The organism is Pseudoalteromonas sp. Hal040 (genome assembly GCF_037162425.1).
In the GTDB taxonomy this organism is placed as follows: Bacteria; Pseudomonadota; Gammaproteobacteria; order Enterobacterales; family Alteromonadaceae; genus Pseudoalteromonas; species Pseudoalteromonas gelatinilytica.
Genome location: NZ_JARLUU010000001.1, coordinates 1,505,586 through 1,522,070 on the forward strand (window position 1 = coordinate 1,505,586; position 16,485 = coordinate 1,522,070).

The window sequence follows — 16,485 nt, forward strand, 5'->3', positions numbered from 1 at the left end:
ATGACCCAAAGTTTAGCAGACACAGTGGCTTTGCCATTGAAAACTAGAAAAATAAGCGGCAACTAGCTTAGACAAATAGAGAAAACATCATGAACACACAGACAACCACAGAATTTGCTCCTATTCTTGTTGCCGATATCGGCGGCACTAACGCTCGTTTCGCTTTAATCACTGACTTTAATGCACAAACTAACCAGTTTGTTATCGAGCACAATTTAACATTCCCAAGTGCTGATTTTGGCTCATTAGAAAGTGCAATTAACCAGTACTTCAGCCAAATTTCATCTCCAAAGCCAAGCCGTGCATGTTTAGCAGTAGCAGGCCCAATTAAAGCAGGTCAAGTTCACTTAACAAACTTAGGTTGGCACTTTAATGTTGCGGATTTAAAAGCAGAATTCTCATTCGAGCAACTTGAAGTCATCAACGACTTTGCTGCATTTGCTTATGCGGCACCGTATTTAGATGATTCGCAAAATATGGCTGTTAAAGCCGGTCAGGCTGATGAAAATGCGAACATTGCGGTTATGGGACCAGGCACTGGTTTTGGTGCTGCGTGTTTAGTTCGCACATCACAAGGCAGCGCTGTTCTTAGCTGCGAAGCAGGGCATATTTCTCTTGCGGCAGTGACAGAATTAGACCGCTTGTTAATCACTGAGCTTAAAAAACAGTTAAATCATGTATCTGTTGAGACTGTGTTCTCGGGCCCAGGGATCGCACATTTATATCGTGCTATGGCAGCGGTAAAAGGTGTTGAAGCAAAAAATTTAGATGCAGCACAAATTAGCGAGCTTGCAACCACTGGTCAATGCGAAGTGTGTGATGCAACACTTAATCAATTTTGTGATTGGATCGGCAGCGTAGCAGGGGACTTAGCCCTGACATTCGGTGCTTTAGGTGGCGTATTTATTGGTGGTGGTATTTTACCTCGCATGCAACAACGTCTATTATCTAGTCGATTTGTTGAGCGATTTGCAGACAAAGGCATTATGTCGCAATATACTTCACAGATCCCCGTTACGCTTGTAACACAAGACAACATTCCATTCATTGGTGCTGCTGCGTGTTTACATGTAAATAGTAACGCGTAACTAGCAGTTGGATGTAGAGCGGATGAAGAAAGTAACCATCAACAGTGTCGCCAGCTATGCCGGTGTATCGAAAAAAACAGTATCTCGCGTACTCAACAATGAGCCTAACGTGAGTGATGCAACGCGCGAAAAAGTACTTAAGGTATTTAAAGAGCTTGATTACACGCCAAACCCAATCGCTCGAGGTTTGGCTCAAAACCGTAGTTTTATTATTGGTTGCTTATACGATAATCCGAGTAAAAGCTATATTACCCGTGTGCAAACCGGTGCTTTAGCTGCGTGTCACGAGCTTAATTACAACTTATTGATCCACCCTTGCGAGTTACGCGGCGAAGAATTAATTAGCAACATTGAACATTTAATTCAAACTTCTCGCTTAGACGGTATTGTACTTACCCCTCCATTTTCAGATTTTCCTGAACTTGTCAGCTTTTTAAAATCGAAAAAGATCCCGTATGCTCGTGTCGCATCAGCGGTACTTGAAGACGACTCTATTTCGGTAAGAAGTAATGACGAGCAGGGGGCTTTTGAAATAACAGAGCATCTTATTAAGCTTGGTCATAAAGAAATCGCTTTCATTAAAGGTCACCCTGATCACAGTGCGACAGAGCAGCGTTTTAAAGGTTACCGCAGAGCACTTGCCTCAAATGGTATTGAGTTTGATGAACGCTTAGTTGAAGAAGGTAACTTTAGTTATCACTCTGGTGTTGATAGTGCGCGTACTATTCTAGATTTAAACCCTCGCCCAACAGCAGTATTTGCTTCAAATGACTACATGGCAGCGGCGGTGCTAAAACTTGCTACGCAAATGCAATTAAGAGTGCCTGATGATATCTCTATTGCTGGGTTTGATAACGCACCTATTGCTCGTCATATTTGGCCTGGGTTAACGACCATTGCACAACCAGTAGAAGAAATGACCCAGCAAGCGGTTAAGCAACTGATCACACATATTAGCGACCCACAAGAGTCTCCTTATCAAGTAACCCTTGAGGCAAAATTGATTACTCGCGAGTCGACAGCTGCAATTAAATAAATTTCATCTTGTTTTTTCACAGTAGCCCGAGAATGAGTGACGCGTTCTCGGGCTTTTTTATTTCAGGCTTAAAAATTTCATAAAAACGCTATAAGTTTCTGTTTTTAAATAAAATAAACCCCAAAGCTTGTCTTGTCTATAGGCCTTTAATAGTGGCACTTCACATGAATTCTACTCATATTCTACTAAAATAAAATTGTTCATTATTTGGTCATTTAAAAAAATTAAACTAAATTTAACAGATAAGGTTGACACCGGTGTCACAGTCGTGAGTTAATACAGTGACACCGGTGTCAGGTTGGTTGTGAGAGACAGCCTGTCAGCGTACCTTTGAACGGGTAAATCAAAGTTGCTCAGTACAATTATTTTCGTGGAGTCTGTAATTGTTACTGAGCCTTTATCCTCTAACTATAGAGATGAGTCGAATTTATATGTTGCATCCTCGTATCCAAGAAGTCACCGAACGCGTTATTGAACGCAGTAAAGAGACCCGCCAAGCTTATTTAGAGCGAATCGCGCACGCAAAAAAACAAACAAGAGTTCGTGCTGGTTTAGGCTGTGGTAATATTGCACACGTTATGGCTGCTTGTAGCAGCGATGACAAAGCTCGTTTAAAAGCAGACGAGCAACCAAATCTAGCGATTATCAATTCATATAACGACATGCTTTCTGCGCATGTGCCTTACAAAGACTATCCAGAAATTATCAAAAACCTTGCAACTAAGTATGATGCAACAGCACAAGTTGCTGGCGGCGTACCTGCAATGTGTGACGGTGTGACACAAGGCCGTGATGGTATGGAACTGTCATTGTTTTCTCGTGATGTGATTGCAATGTCTACAGCGGTTTCTTTATCGCACGACGTGTTCGATGGTGTTTTCTGTTTAGGCGTATGCGACAAGATTGTCCCTGGACTTTTAATTGGTGCCTTATCATTTGGTCATTTACCAACGTATTTCTTACCAGCAGGTCCAATGCAATCGGGTATCCCGAATAAAGAAAAAGCCCGTGTACGTCAAAAATTTGCACAAGGCTTAGTAAGTCGCGAAGAGCTTTTAGAAGCAGAAAGCGCATCGTATCACAGTGCGGGTACGTGTACTTTCTACGGCACAGCAAACTCGAATCAAATGTTAATGGAAATCATGGGTCTACATTTACCAGGTAGCTCTTTCATTAACCCTTACACAGAACTACGTGATGGTTTAACAGGTCATGCTGTAGAAACCATGTTAAAGCAGCTAATCGAAACAAAAGATGCTAACTGTCTTGCTGATGTAGTGAGTGAAAAAACAATTATTAATGGTTTAGTTGGCTTGTTATCAACAGGCGGCTCAACAAACCACGCAATCCACTTAGTGGCTATTGCGAAAGCAGCAGGTGTGATCCTAACGTGGAAAGACATGGCTGACTTATCTGAAGTTGTGCCACTTCTTACGCGTATCTATCCAAATGGCTCAGCTGATGTGAACCATTTCCAAGCAGCTGGCGGTATGGGCTTCTTAATGAAGCAACTGCTTAGCAAAGGTTACTTACACAACGACGTGAAAACGATTGTAGGTGATGGCCTAGAGGCATACACCACAGAGCCAATGCTAGATAAAGACACTTCAGTGATCATGACTAACAGCACAGGTCCAAGCAAAGTTAAATGGGTTGCATGTCCTGAAAAGTCACACGATGAAGAAGTTTTACGCCCAATTGATAACCCGTTTAGCAAGCAAGGTGGTTTACAGCTTCTTACAGGTAACCTTGGTAAGGCAGTTATTAAAGTATCAGCAGTGGCTGAGTCTCACCAAGTTGTTTCTGCACCAGCTAAAGTATTTAGCTCACAAGGTCAGTTACAAGAAGCATATAGCCGCGGTGAATTAAACACAGACTTTATCGCTGTAATTAAAGAGCAAGGTCCGAAAGCGAAAGGCATGCCTGAGCTTCACAAGTTGACGCCAGTAATGGCAACACTACAAGACCAAGGCTACAAAGTGGCGATTGTGACAGACGGTCGTATGTCGGGTGCATCAGGTAAAGTGCCTGCTGCAATCCACTTAGCACCAGAAGCGGTTGAAGGTGGTGTAATCGCTAAAATTCACGAAGGTGATTTAGTGACACTTGACGCACCAGCGGGTGTATTGAAAGTACACGTAAGCGATGACGAATTAGCAAAACGTGAATTACAACTTAGCCAACCAAGTCAAACATATGGTACAGGCCGAGAGTTATTCGCAGGTTTCAGAAATATAGTAAGTAGTGCAGACCTTGGCGCTAGCGCCTTCGGTTTAGAATAATAATACGCCGTTACTGGGCTATGAGGAACATACAATGAGCATTGAGAAAATTTTATCATCGGCACCTGTGGTACCGGTTGTTGTTATCGAAAAACTTGAAGATGCAGCACCCCTTGCACGTGCGCTTTATAACGGTGGCTTAAAAGCATTAGAGATTACTTTACGTACGCCAATTGCGGCAGAAGCTGTAAAGCTAATGAAAGAAGCTGTACCAGAAGCATACGTTGGCACAGGTACTGTTATTGATAAAGCGACATTTAATGCATCTGTTGAAGCCGGTGCTGACTTTATGGTGAGCCCAGGTGTAAACGACGAATTATTAGCACTGGCTAAAGAGTCTGATATTCCATTTTTACCAGGTGCTGCGACACCAAGTGAAGTAATGAAATTAGCAAGCCAAGGCTTTAAGTTTTTAAAGTTTTTCCCTGCAGAAGCAGCGGGTGGCACTGCAATGCTTAAATCGATTGGTGGCCCATTACCACAAGTAACATTTTGCCCAACAGGCGGCATTAGCCTTGAAACAGCACCTAACTACCTGGCACTTAAAAACGTAATCTGTGTAGGTGGTACTTGGATGTTAGATAAACAACTTATTGAAAACAAAGACTGGCAAGCCATTGAAGCGCTTGCTCGCCAAGCAAGTGAAGTAAAATAATTAACGGGAGATATTAGAATGATTAATGTTGCAATTAATGGCTATGGACGTATCGGTCGTAACGTATTACGTGCTCTTTATGAGTCAGCTCAAAACAACGAAATCAAAATTGTTGCTATCAACGATTTAGCACCAGCAAATGTTAACGCGCATTTAACTCAATTTGACTCTGTACACGGTCAATTTTCTCAAAAAGTAACACTTGCTGAAAACACCATGTTAATTGGTAATGATGAAATTACCCTTACTCAAGAGCGTGATCCTGCAAACCTTCCTTGGAAAGCATTAAACGTCGATATCGTTTTAGAATGTACTGGTTTATTCACTTCACGTGAAGCAGCGGCTAAACACATTGAAGCAGGTGCTAAAAAAGTAATCGTTTCTGCGCCTGGTACTGACATGGATGCAACAGTTGTTCACGGTGTTAACAGCGAAGTATTAAACGCTGACAGCAACATCATTTCAAATGCATCATGTACAACAAACTGTTTAGCACCGATTGCAAAAGCAATCAACGACACAGTAGGTATCGAGCAAGGTAGCATGACGACAATTCATGCTTACACAAACGATCAAAACTTATCTGACGTTTATCACCCAGACTTATACCGTGCACGTAGCGCAACTCAGTCTATTATCCCAACTAAAACAGGTGCGGCTAAAGCAGTTGGCTTAGTGCTTCCTGAACTTGCGGGTAAACTTGACGGCATGGCTGTGCGCGTTCCAACAATCAACGTCTCTTTAGTAGACTTAACGTTCGTTGCTAAGCGTGAAACAACTGCTGCAGAAATCAACGAAGTCGTTAAAGCAGCATCAGAAGGTGCAATGCAAGGTATTCTTGAATACAACGAACTACCGCTTGTTTCTATCGACTTTAACCACAACCCAGCGTCTTCAATCTTCGATTCTACCCAAACTAAAGTAGATGGTAAGCTTGTTAAAGTGATGGCTTGGTACGATAACGAGTGGGGGTTCTCAAACCGCATGTTAGACCAAGTTAAAGCGTTAGGTCAGTTCTTATAATAGAACAGTAAAAGTTTAAGCTTTATCCAACAAAGCCACGTTTATCGTGGCTTTTTTGGTTTTTATATAATTCCACATTGAATTTCCCTATAAGCAAACTAATCTGTATGTGCTGTAACGAATATATGATTACATTTAACCTTAAAGGAAAATTAAATGGCAAATTCACTAAAAGGAAAAACTGTTTATGTTTTTCATGACAATACTGGTTCACAAGGACAGTTAGTTTTTTCTGACAACGTATCAGCTACTTATAATGTTGGAGGGCAATCAACTTCAGCTAAGTGGGGAGAAAAATGGATGGGTAACCTCTGTTATTTGTGGGTAGTATTTGATAATCAAACTGGAATTAGAATTTGGGGAATACAACTTACTTTAGATGGTGAGGTTATAAAAGGTCAAGGTGTTTCAGCTATGGGAAATGCTGATCCAAATGATCCCGGTGACTCTAGTTTTATCAATGATGATTTAGAAATTAACTCTTCACCAAGAACTTAGATATTTTTGCGGAAGAATTTTGTGGTTTCCGCAACCTCCAATGGCGCAATCTGTTCCTACCTTATTACATAGCAATTTAAAAATAAAAAAATTTTGTAGTAAAGCTAATATCATCATGGTTCTGTTCATATTTGTTCCTAAATTCTTCTGTGTTATGCTGCAAAAAATTGATAAATGGATTTTTATACCATGACACGTCTATATTATCGGCTATTTAGAGCTGAGCAGTTTCAAGTGGGTGAAGGCAATATTAGCGGTTATATTGCTTGTTTCTTAGCTGTTTTATCCTGTTTAGGGGTATTAGCTTTTCATTTTCCAGAGTACTTAACGACCCCAGAGCTTAGGCAAAACTACAGTGTAGAGTTTTTACGCCAGCTGATGTTTGTGGCATTGATTATTTCAGGTAGTTTAGGGTTGTTGAACTTTGTTCGTAATACTAATAAACGGCTGGGTGCAACGGCTTGGGTATTTATAGTTGTGGCAATTGCATTTGGTGGGCCGAATGTTGAAGTGGGCGATTTTAGAGATAATACACCGTACTTGGGGCTTGATTGGTTCATCCTTGACTTACTTGGCTCCACACTGATTTTTATTCTAATTGAGAAGCTTCTGCCGCACCGAAAAGAACAAAAAATTCTCCGCTCAGAGTGGCAGGGGGATTTAAATCATTTCTTTGTTAATCACTTAATTATTGGTTTTGTGTTGCTGGCAACCAATCAGTTCGTGCATCATGCATTTGGCTGGGCTGTGTCTGATACAGTACAAGGCTTTATTATTCAACTGCCATTTTTACTGCAGCTATTTCTAATCATTTTAGTAGCAGATTTAATGCAATATTTTGTGCATAGGGCTTATCACGAAGTGCATCTGCTTTGGCGTTTTCATGCCGTGCATCATAGTGCAAAAGAGATGGATTGGCTTGCAGGCTCTCGTCAGCATATTTTAGAAATACTCGTGACGCGCAGCTTAGTGCTCACGCCTATTTTTGTGCTCGGCTTTCCATCGGATGTTATTAGCCTCTATGTCATTATTGTTGGCTTTCAGGCCGTGTTTAACCACGCTAATGTTCGGGTGAAGTTTGGTTGGCTAAAGTATTTGCTGGTCACGCCTCAGTTTCATCATTGGCATCATTCCTCTGATAAAGCGGCCATTGACCGTAACTATGCTGCGCATTTTTCTTTTTTAGATTATCTATTTGGCACTGCTGTCAAAGGTCAAGCAGAGTGGCCTGATAAATATGGTGTGGTTGGCGATAACATGCCCGAAGGTATGTTAAAGCAGCAGGTGTTCCCGTTTAAAAAGCAAAAATAAAGCCTCATAGAGGCTTTATTTATTATTACCTATACTCATAATCGCGAAACTAGCTCAGAAAGGCGAGGGCGTTTGTCTGAGTTGAGTACCAAGCACTCTTGAGCTATGTCAGAAAGCAGCTTGGTAATGTCGTTTTTTTCACTCACGACAGTCAGTAGATCATCAATGAAATAACCAAGGGCGCGCACTTCAATGCCTTCTAATAGCCGCTGTTGATCAGGCGTCAGCATTGATAAGTCTGTTGCAGCACCAAAGTCACCAAATAATAACTCGCCCTGTGAATTGATCATGCTGTTATGGGCATAAATGTCACCATGGCTTACTTGCTTTTGATGCAAATGAGCGAGGGTACTGGCCATTTGCTTAACAATTTTTAGCACCATTTCTGGCGCGTACTGGCAGTTGTCTTCGAATGTGTCACGGGTACAAGTTGTAAGGGAAGGTGGCAAACCAAGATTACTAAACTCTTTACTGATAAGCTCCATCACTAATCCAAGTTGTGACTCTTCATCAACATAGCCCAATGCTTTAATGAGATTTGGATGCTCACTGGCTTTTAAACAGCAATTTAGCTCATCAAGTGGATAGCCATCACTGGTGATGTCGCCTTTAAATAACTTAAGGGCAACAGGCTGTTGATGCCAATTGGCCAAATGAATAACCCCAGATGCGCCTTGGCCAATCTGCTGTTTAACATCGATTTCATTCAGGGCGATTTGACTAAACAGCTCACAGTGCAAGCTAGTTGAGCGATTTAAATCGTTACCAGAGAAGGCAAGCCAAGCAAGTTTCGGTAAAGCTAAAAGCCAATCTTCAACTTGTGTAAGCTTATTGGCACTTAAACGTATTAGCTCAAGCTCTTTACAATTAGCCATTGACCCTGGCAAATGTGTTAACTGATTACCTGCCAGTGCGAGCTTTTTTAGCTTGCTATACTGACCAAATGAATCAGGTAAAGCGGGAATTTGATTATCCGTTAAGATCAACCATTCAATCTGCGTTGGCAAACAGTGCGCTTTAAATTCAGTAATTTGATTACCTTTAAATGCCACCATGATTATGTTTGGGCATTGTCTTAGTACGTCTGGAATATGTTTAAACTGATTAAATGATAAAAACAGCCGTTTGAGATTTTTTAGTTTGTAAAAATCGTCAGGTAAATCACTTAGCTGATTATTAGATAAATCGAGGATTTCTAACGTATCGGCTAGGGTATAAATTTCTTTTGGGAATTCGGTTAGTTTTGCAACAAGCTGAAGCCGTGTACAACCTTGTAGAGAACCGGCTTTTAACTCTTCGAGGGTATTCAATGTTGATTCCTTTGGGCTAAAAGGTAAAGGCCAACTTGGTTGGCCTTTTTTATTAAAACTGTGCGTTGTGGTAAACGTTTTGTACGTCGTCACAGTCTTCTAGCATGGCTAAAAAGCGTTCCATGACTTCAACGTCTTCACCTTCAATGGGTGCTTCTACTTGCGGCACAAAAGCAATTAGATCTTCGTGGAAATCAGTAATTCCCATTTCTTCAAGTGCTGTACGGGTGTTGTTGTATTCAGTGTGTGGAGCAAATACGGTAATTTTACCGTCTTCAACTTCTACATCAGTTACATCTACATCAGCCATCATTAGTGCTTCTAAAACAGCTTCGTCATCATCACCATCAAACACAAAAATAGCAAGGTGATCAAATAAGTGTGATACTGAGTTTTGCGCACCAATTTTTGCATTCGCTTTAGTAAAACAAACACGTACGTCAGCGAATGTACGTTTGTTGTTGTCGGTTAAGCAGTCAACAATAATCATACAGTTACCCGGGCCGTAACCTTCATAGCGAGTTGCTACGTAATCTTCACCGCCACCACCTTTGGCTTTATCGATTGCACGCTCGATTACATGCGTAGGTACTTGGTCTTTTTTAGCACGATCGATTAAGCGACGCGCCGCTAAGTTGCCATCGGGATCAACACCACCATTCTTAGCGCAGATATAAATTTCTTTTCCGTACTTTGAATAAACTTTGGTTTTTGCACCCGCAGTTTTTGCCATTGAGTCTTTTTTGTTTTGATAAGCTCTGCCCATCTGCGTGTTGCCTTTTTGTTATAGATAAAAATAAAGCGGTTATTCTAATCATTTAACCTACTAGTTAACAGTGTTTATTCATCGCTTTGCTGTAACTGCCACATTCGTGCGTATTCACCATTCGCCGCAAGTAGCTGTTGGTGCTGACCTTGTTCAACGACCTGTCCTTGTTTCATAACAATAATTTTGTCTGCGTCAGTAATTGTTGATAAACGATGAGCAATAACCAAGCTGGTATGTCTTTGTGCGACTTCACGCATCGCACTCAAAATAGCTTGCTCTGAATGCGAATCTAGCGCCGATGTGGCCTCATCAAATAATAAAATGGGTGAACCTTTTAAAATGGCTCTGGCGATTGCAATGCGTTGCTTTTCACCGCCTGATACTTTTAAACCGCGTTCACCAACAAGGGTTTTATCGCCTTTATCTAGGCTGGCAATAAATCCATCTAAATGGGCAAGGCTTATGGCTTGATCAATTTCATCTTCGGTTGCCGTTGGATTTCCGTAGGCGATGTTTTCGCGAATGCTGGTGTTAAATAGCACGGTATCTTGCGGTACGATGGCAATAGCTTGGCGCAAACTTTCAAGGGTCACTGTGTTGATTGCTTGCTCATCGATATAAATTTTACCCGCATCAACATCATAAAAGCGGTAGAGTAGGCGGCTTAGAGTGCTTTTACCTGCGCCACTGGCACCCACAATCGCCACTTTGCTACCTGAAGTAACTTCAAAACTTAATTTATTTAATATTGGTCTTTGTTTGTCGTAACTAAACGACACATTTTCAAATCGGATAGCTGCTTTGGTTGTTTTTAATGGTTTTGCATCTTTGTCATCGCTAATGGCGGCTTTTCGATTCAACAGCCCCAGCATGTTTTCAAGGTCAGTCAGCGCTCGGCGTATCTCACGATAAACAAAACCTAAAAAGTTAAGTGGTAAAAATAACTGGATCATATAAGCATTGATCATCACAAGCTCACCTATTGTCAGCTCTTTATTGACCACTGAGCTGGCACCTAGCCACATTAGTGCTGTAATAGCCGCGGCAATAATAAGTGCTTGCCCTGAATTAAGTGCCAGTAACGATAAACGATTTTTAAGCCTTGCTTGCTCCCATTTAGCTAAAAAGCCGTCGTAGGTGCTCGCTTCATAGTGTTCATTGTTGAAGTACTTAACGGTTTCGTAATTTAGTAAGCTGTCGATTGCACGGGTGTTTGAGTTGTTATCGGCAGCATTTGCTTCACGAATAAATCGGTTACGCCACTGCGTTACAATCACAGTAAAAGCAATGTAAATAGCAACTGCGATCACGGTGACTAATGCAAACCAAGGCGAAAACAAGGTCGCAAAAATAATCGCTACAGTGATTATTTCAAATAGTGTTGGCACGATGTTAAACATCAAAAAGCGCATTAAAAAGCTGAGGCCACTTGTGCCACGCTCTATATCGCGACTGATACCTCCTGTTTGCCTATCAAGGTGAAAGGCAAGCTCTAAATTATGCAAATGTTTAAAAACTTTTAAGCCAATATGGCGCATTGCATGCTCTGTAACACGGCCAAATAATGCATCGCGTACTTCACCAAAAAATACACTAGCAAAGCGCAGCAAACCATAGGCGATCAGCAAGGCAATAGGAACGCTTAAAAGCGGGTTGATACTCGCATCAACCGCGTCAATTATTTCTTTTAGTGCCCAAGGCATCAGCAATGTGGCGCCTTTTGCAGCAATAAGCGCTAAAACGGCTAATATAACGCGGCCTTTAAAGGTCATTAAATAGGGCCAGAGTGTTTTGATGCTTTGTGATAAGTTCATTGCATCAGGCGATCGAGTCACCTGTTCTTTGCGGCTCATTCCACGCATGGGGTTCTCTTTAAATCAATTTGATAAAAATAGGCAAAAGCTTTCGTGTTTTAGGCAAGTGTAATTTGCTAATTTACCTCTATACTGAGTGCAGTATACACCAGCGCATTAGCAAATTAGTTAAATGCATGAGTTAAACACGAAGAAAATTAAGGAGTAAGCATGAAAACCGTCGGTTATGCAGCACATGATTCTGAAAAACCATTAGAGCCGTATCATTTTGAACGTCGTGCACTTCGTGATGAAGATGTATCAATTGAAATTCTGTATTGTGGCGTGTGCCATTCAGACCTACACACCGCAGAAAACGATTGGGGCTGGACTCAGTATCCTGTCGTACCAGGCCATGAAATTGTTGGCCGTGTTCTTGAAGTAGGCAGTGGCGTTACAAAATATAAAGTAGGCGATAATGTTGCTGTAGGGTGTATGGTTGATAGCTGTTTAAGCTGTGACCAGTGTCATCACGGTGAAGAGCAGTTTTGTCGCGAAGGGATGGTAGGCACCTACTCAGGACAAGACCGTATCAGTGGTGAGCTCACTCAAGGTGGTTATTCAAAACACATTGTGGTGCGTGAAGAGTTTGTATTGAGCGTGCCAGAAGGCTTAGACCTTGCTAAATGTGCACCAATTCTATGCGCTGGTATCACAACCTATTCGCCACTACGCACGTGGAATGTGGGCCCTGGTAGCCGTGTTGGTGTGATTGGGCTTGGTGGTTTAGGCCACATGGCAATTAAAATCGCAGCTGCAATGGGCGCACATGTTACGGCAATTAGCCGTAGTGATAAGAAAAAACAGCAGGTTTTATCTTATGGCGCAAAAGATTTATTGGTATCGAGCGATGAAGCTGCCATGCAAGCGCATGCTAATCAATTTGATGTGATCATTAATACTATTCCTGTAAAACACGACTTTACGCCGTATATTCCGCTTTTGGATATTGATGGTACGCAAGTATTGGTTGGTCAAGTAGGTGAGCTTGCTGAGTCTAACTCAGTGCCATTATTAATGGGGCGTCGCCGTGTTGCAGGCTCATTGATTGGTGGTATTGCACAAACCCAAGAAATCTTAGATTTCTGTGCGTTACATAATATTTTACCTGAAGTTGAAATGATCAAAATGGATCAAATTAATGACGCATTCGATAAATTAAAGCAAGGTGATATGGCCTCACGCTTTGTAATCGACATGTCATCATTAGAAGTTTAACAAAGTTAAATTACTAAGCGGGCTTAATTAGGCCCGCTTTTGTTTTAGTCACTTTTATTTAAGTAATAACTTGTGTTTTATTTTTTTGTCCTCATTATAGTCATGTTATCCACTTAATTTATTGGTCAGTTCTTGTTACGGTTTTTCTCAGTCATTATCTTGCTATTTACTGTGTTCTTTAGTGCACAGAGTATGGCTATGCCTGACACTCAGTCACACTTTGCTGCGACTAAATTGTTCCAAGTCGAGCTGACTAAAACCCCAGTTATTTCCCAAACTCATACAGTCGAACATCCTAAGCCGGTAGAACCATCGGGGTTTGATACCCTAGTGCCGCGTTTAACTGCCAGTAATTCATCATTATTTCTTTATCATAGTCAGGTTGATCCTGATTACGAGCTATTAATCGAGTTTTTTGCTGAAGATTGGGGAAAAGAGCACTTTTTAGCGCCGTCAGGTGCTGTGCGTGTGCTCCCGTGGTATGCGTTAGCCACTCAACGTAAATCCCGCATTAGTGGCTGGAAAGACGCTAATCTCTTGTACAAAGCCAATACGACCTACCATAGTTAAACGACTTCCTTCGTTACTTTTTATTTTTTGGAATTAATTTTTACCGGCTGACAATGCCGGAAGGAAGTCATGTATGTCATATCAATCAAAGCCGGCGCTATGGCGTCGTCTAAAAATGAGTTATGTCGCTATGATAGCGGCGTGTATTTTATTAGCAGTTAGCGCATTACCTAACCTTTACCCTAACAAATCTTGGTTGCACATTAGCTTGCCAGATCAAACAGTGACGCTGCAAAGTGTGACAACGTCACTAAATCAACATGGTTTTGAAGTGACTGAAGCCAATGATAGCCAAGCACAACTGGCTATATTATTAGCTGAGCCGACTCAAAGTGCCAATGCGCTGAGTTTTATTAAAACGCAATATCCACAGCTAGAGGCTAAAATTGTTGAGCATGCAACAAGCCCACAATGGCTTCAGCAGCTTGGGCTTTCACCGATTAAATTGGGACTCGACTTAAATGGTGGGGTGTTATTTGTGCTTGATGTTGACCTAGATAAGGCAATGCAAGAGCACTTAAATAGCGTGTATCAACAAACTAAATTGACGCTTCGCAAAGACAAAATCCGTGGTATTCGGACAAGTGTTGTAAAAGAAGGGGTTGAGCTACAAATTTTACCAAGTGGTGAGGGGCAACTTGCAGGGCTCGTTTCAACGTTACAAGGTCAATTCAAAGGCCTGATGCAAACTAAATCAACAACGAATAACCTAACCACGGTATTACTGCATTTTAATGAGCAAAGCCAAAGCGAATTCAATAAACAAGTTATGGCGCAAAGCATAACAACCCTGCGTGGTCGCATTGAAGAGCTTGGTATCACTGAAGCGGTAACGCAAAGACAAGGTAAGCAGCGCATTCGCATTGAGTTACCCGGTGTGCAAGACCCATCAGAAGCGAAACGTATTATTGGTGCAACTGCGACCCTCGATTTTTACCAGGTCGTCGAAGTAGGTGGTAAAGCGTTTAATGTACAAGGCGGTGGCGTTGTTAATTTAAACCCTGTTGCGATTTTTTCAGGTGATCACATCAATAATGCCAGTGTTGGCAAAGATGAATGGGGCAAGCCTTTAGTTCAGCTTAGTTTAGATTCGCAAGGTGGTGATGCGATGTCTGCTTTTTCTAAGCACAACATAGGTAAGCCTATGGCCACGGTGTATTCTGAATACTCACGGGATGCAAATGGCGACGTTGTGAAAAAAAGCGAAGTGATCAATGTGGCAAACATTGCCCAGCATTTAAGCTCGCGTTTTAGCATTACTAACATGAAAAGCCCGCAAGCAGCCTACGATTTAGCGCTTTTACTGCGCGCAGGGTCGCTCACAGCGCCAGTGACAATCGTTCAAGAACAAACCATAGGCCCAAGCTTAGGCAGTGAAAACATTGAGCACGGCTTAGCTGCATTAATGTTGGGTATCGGTATTACCCTTGCCTTTATGGCGCTTTGGTATCGTCGCTTAGGGCTGATTGCCAATATTGCTTTACTGCTTAATTTAACGGCTTTAGTCGGTTTAATGTCTTTATTGCCGGGTGTTGTGCTGACATTGCCGGGTATTGCAGGGCTAGTACTGACGATAGGTATGGCAGTGGATACAAATGTAATTATCTTTGAGCGAATAAAAGAAGAAAAACGCAAAGGTCGACACACTTATCAAGCGATTGAACAAGGCTATAACCAAGCATTTACGACCATTTTTGATGCCAATGTAACAACCATGATCACAGCAATTATCCTATACGCCATTGGATATGGACCGGTGAAAGGTTTTGCAATCACGTTAGCGCTTGGGCTATTAACCAGTGTTTTTACTGGCGTTTATATTTCAAAAGCGCTTAGCCAAACACTCTACATTAAACTAACCAATTTGACGGGGGCTAAAGCATGAGTTGGTCAACATTAACAGCAGCGAGTAAAGCACGCGTTTTAGGGTTATTGCTAAGCTGTGTTTTAGTCATCGTGAGCTTAGGTGTTTTATCTGTAAAAGGGCTAAATTTTGGCCTTGATTTTACAGGTGGCTACATCAGTGAAATTAACACAACGTCAGTCACGTCAATTGCTGATTTAAAAGCAAAGTTAAGCTCTGAGGTTGCGAGTAAATTAACCATCAGTAAAGCGGGAGAATATCACTTTGTTTTAAGAGAAACACCAGAGGCTAGTAAAGCCAGTACTTGGCAAGCAGAGCTGAATGAGCAAGGTGTAGAGTATAGCGTATTATCTAGCTCATTTTTAGGCTCACAAGTGGGTGATGAGCTTTTTGAACAAGGTTGTTTAGCTTTATTTGCGGCGCTGATTGCAATTATGGTTTATCTTGCCGTGCGCTTTGAATGGCGACTCGCAGTAGGTTCAGTGGTTGCACTGTTACATGATTTAATCTTAGTGCTTGGTTTGTTTTCCTTGCTAGGGCTTGAGTTTAATTTAACCGTGCTGGCGAGTTTACTGGCTATTATTGGTTATTCATTAAATGACTCAATTATTGTTGGCGACAGAGTCAGAGAGCTTTTACGTATTCAGCCTGACAATCAACGCATTAATACCCATGTTGTGATTAATGATGCAATTGGTTCTACGTTAACGCGTACATTGATCACCTCAGGCACAACACTTGCGACCATTGCCTGTATTTGGCTGCTTGCAGGGGCTGCATTAACGGGTTTTGCTATCGCGTTATTTGTGGGCATTGTGGTGGGGACATTCTCATCGATTTGTATCGCCGCGACCTTGCCGCAGTTATTGGGGTTAAGTTCAGAAAATTACACCCAAACACTGGATGATAAAACCAAAGCCTATATGGAGATGCCGTAAGTCAGTTTTATAACTTACTTTCATCAGCCGCTATTTTTCCATAGAATAGCGGCTTTTCTGTTTTAACTGC

General features: G+C 41.7%; 14 protein-coding genes. 11 read left to right on the forward strand and 3 right to left on the reverse strand.

The window, feature by feature from the left end:
• Positions 1-89: 89 nt before the first annotated feature.
• The 7 genes from glk to P4S60_RS06745 all read left to right on the forward strand — a co-directional run bounded on the left by glk (position 90) and on the right by P4S60_RS06745 (position 7,893).
• Positions 90-1,088, forward strand: coding sequence for a glucokinase (gene glk, locus P4S60_RS06715; protein WP_105174037.1), 999 nt, complete (start codon positions 90-92; stop codon positions 1,086-1,088).
• 22 nt (positions 1,089-1,110) lie between these two features.
• Positions 1,111-2,124, forward strand: a complete 1,014-nt coding sequence (locus tag P4S60_RS06720; protein ID WP_105174038.1) for a LacI family DNA-binding transcriptional regulator — start codon at positions 1,111-1,113, stop codon at positions 2,122-2,124.
• 431 nt (positions 2,125-2,555) lie between these two features.
• Positions 2,556-4,406 carry a phosphogluconate dehydratase gene (edd, locus tag P4S60_RS06725; RefSeq protein ID WP_105174039.1) on the forward strand — a complete coding sequence of 617 codons (1,851 nt, stop codon included), beginning with the start codon at positions 2,556-2,558 and terminating at the stop codon, positions 4,404-4,406.
• Between the two features lie 34 nt (positions 4,407-4,440).
• A complete protein-coding gene (locus P4S60_RS06730; RefSeq protein WP_063705675.1) occupies positions 4,441-5,061 on the forward strand; it encodes a bifunctional 4-hydroxy-2-oxoglutarate aldolase/2-dehydro-3-deoxy-phosphogluconate aldolase in 621 nt (206 codons plus the stop codon).
• 18 nt (positions 5,062-5,079) lie between these two features.
• Positions 5,080-6,084: a type I glyceraldehyde-3-phosphate dehydrogenase gene (gene gap, locus P4S60_RS06735; RefSeq protein ID WP_337115432.1), complete on the forward strand. Its 1,005-nt coding sequence runs from the start codon at positions 5,080-5,082 to the stop codon at positions 6,082-6,084.
• A 156-nt stretch (positions 6,085-6,240) separates the two neighbouring features.
• Entirely contained in the window at positions 6,241-6,582 is a 342-nt protein-coding gene (locus tag P4S60_RS06740) for a hypothetical protein (protein WP_105174040.1), read from the forward strand.
• Positions 6,583-6,771: 189 nt separating this feature from the next.
• Entirely contained in the window at positions 6,772-7,893 is a 1,122-nt protein-coding gene (locus tag P4S60_RS06745; protein WP_337115433.1) for a sterol desaturase family protein, read from the forward strand.
• Between the two features lie 35 nt (positions 7,894-7,928).
• Here the strand turns inward: P4S60_RS06745 and P4S60_RS06750 are convergent, their stop codons facing one another.
• From P4S60_RS06750 to P4S60_RS06760, 3 genes are all read right to left on the reverse strand, one after another.
• Positions 7,929-9,203, reverse strand: coding sequence for a protein kinase (locus P4S60_RS06750; RefSeq protein WP_337115434.1), 1,275 nt, complete (start codon positions 9,201-9,203; stop codon positions 7,929-7,931).
• Between the two features lie 52 nt (positions 9,204-9,255).
• Positions 9,256-9,969 (reverse strand): YebC/PmpR family DNA-binding transcriptional regulator, encoded by a 714-nt coding sequence (locus tag P4S60_RS06755; protein ID WP_337115435.1) that lies wholly within the window; start codon positions 9,967-9,969, stop codon positions 9,256-9,258.
• A 74-nt stretch (positions 9,970-10,043) separates the two neighbouring features.
• Positions 10,044-11,786 (reverse strand): ABCB family ABC transporter ATP-binding protein/permease, encoded by a 1,743-nt coding sequence (locus P4S60_RS06760; RefSeq protein ID WP_442961500.1) that lies wholly within the window; start codon positions 11,784-11,786, stop codon positions 10,044-10,046.
• A gap of 210 nt (positions 11,787-11,996) precedes the next feature.
• Between P4S60_RS06760 and P4S60_RS06765 the strand changes: the two genes are divergently transcribed.
• The 4 genes from P4S60_RS06765 to secF all read left to right on the forward strand — a co-directional run bounded on the left by P4S60_RS06765 (position 11,997) and on the right by secF (position 16,415).
• Complete coding sequence (locus P4S60_RS06765; protein ID WP_138600590.1) at positions 11,997-13,043, forward strand: NAD(P)-dependent alcohol dehydrogenase; 1,047 nt, start codon at positions 11,997-11,999, stop codon at positions 13,041-13,043.
• A gap of 198 nt (positions 13,044-13,241) precedes the next feature.
• A complete protein-coding gene (locus P4S60_RS06770; RefSeq protein ID WP_337115436.1) occupies positions 13,242-13,613 on the forward strand; it encodes a hypothetical protein in 372 nt (123 codons plus the stop codon).
• A 73-nt stretch (positions 13,614-13,686) separates the two neighbouring features.
• Entirely contained in the window at positions 13,687-15,498 is a 1,812-nt protein-coding gene (gene secD, locus P4S60_RS06775) for a protein translocase subunit SecD (RefSeq protein ID WP_337115437.1), read from the forward strand.
• On the forward strand, positions 15,495-16,415 hold the full coding sequence (gene secF, locus P4S60_RS06780; RefSeq protein ID WP_337115438.1) for a protein translocase subunit SecF: 921 nt from the start codon (positions 15,495-15,497) through the stop codon (positions 16,413-16,415). The genes secD and secF overlap by 4 nt, the downstream gene beginning before the upstream one ends.
• The last annotated feature ends 70 nt before the right edge of the window (positions 16,416-16,485 follow it).

Bases quoted from the DNA above. Each gene is read 5' to 3' on its own strand.
- gap (WP_337115432.1), top strand. From the start codon at position 5,080: ATGATTAATGTTGCAATTAATGGCTATGGACGTATCGGTCGTAACGTA.
- glk (WP_105174037.1), top strand. From the start codon at position 90: ATGAACACACAGACAACCACAGAATTTGCTCCTATTCTTGTTGCCGAT.
- P4S60_RS06765 (WP_138600590.1), top strand. From the start codon at position 11,997: ATGAAAACCGTCGGTTATGCAGCACATGATTCTGAAAAACCATTAGAG.
- P4S60_RS06760 (WP_442961500.1), bottom strand. From the start codon at position 11,786: ATGAACTTATCACAAAGCATCAAAACACTCTGGCCCTATTTAATGACC.
- P4S60_RS06755 (WP_337115435.1), bottom strand. From the start codon at position 9,969: ATGGGCAGAGCTTATCAAAACAAAAAAGACTCAATGGCAAAAACTGCG.
- secF (WP_337115438.1), top strand. From the start codon at position 15,495: ATGAGTTGGTCAACATTAACAGCAGCGAGTAAAGCACGCGTTTTAGGG.
- P4S60_RS06740 (WP_105174040.1), top strand. From the start codon at position 6,241: ATGGCAAATTCACTAAAAGGAAAAACTGTTTATGTTTTTCATGACAAT.
- P4S60_RS06720 (WP_105174038.1), top strand. From the start codon at position 1,111: ATGAAGAAAGTAACCATCAACAGTGTCGCCAGCTATGCCGGTGTATCG.
- edd (WP_105174039.1), top strand. From the start codon at position 2,556: ATGTTGCATCCTCGTATCCAAGAAGTCACCGAACGCGTTATTGAACGC.
- P4S60_RS06745 (WP_337115433.1), top strand. From the start codon at position 6,772: ATGACACGTCTATATTATCGGCTATTTAGAGCTGAGCAGTTTCAAGTG.
- P4S60_RS06770 (WP_337115436.1), top strand. From the start codon at position 13,242: ATGCCTGACACTCAGTCACACTTTGCTGCGACTAAATTGTTCCAAGTC.
- secD (WP_337115437.1), top strand. From the start codon at position 13,687: ATGTCATATCAATCAAAGCCGGCGCTATGGCGTCGTCTAAAAATGAGT.
- P4S60_RS06730 (WP_063705675.1), top strand. From the start codon at position 4,441: ATGAGCATTGAGAAAATTTTATCATCGGCACCTGTGGTACCGGTTGTT.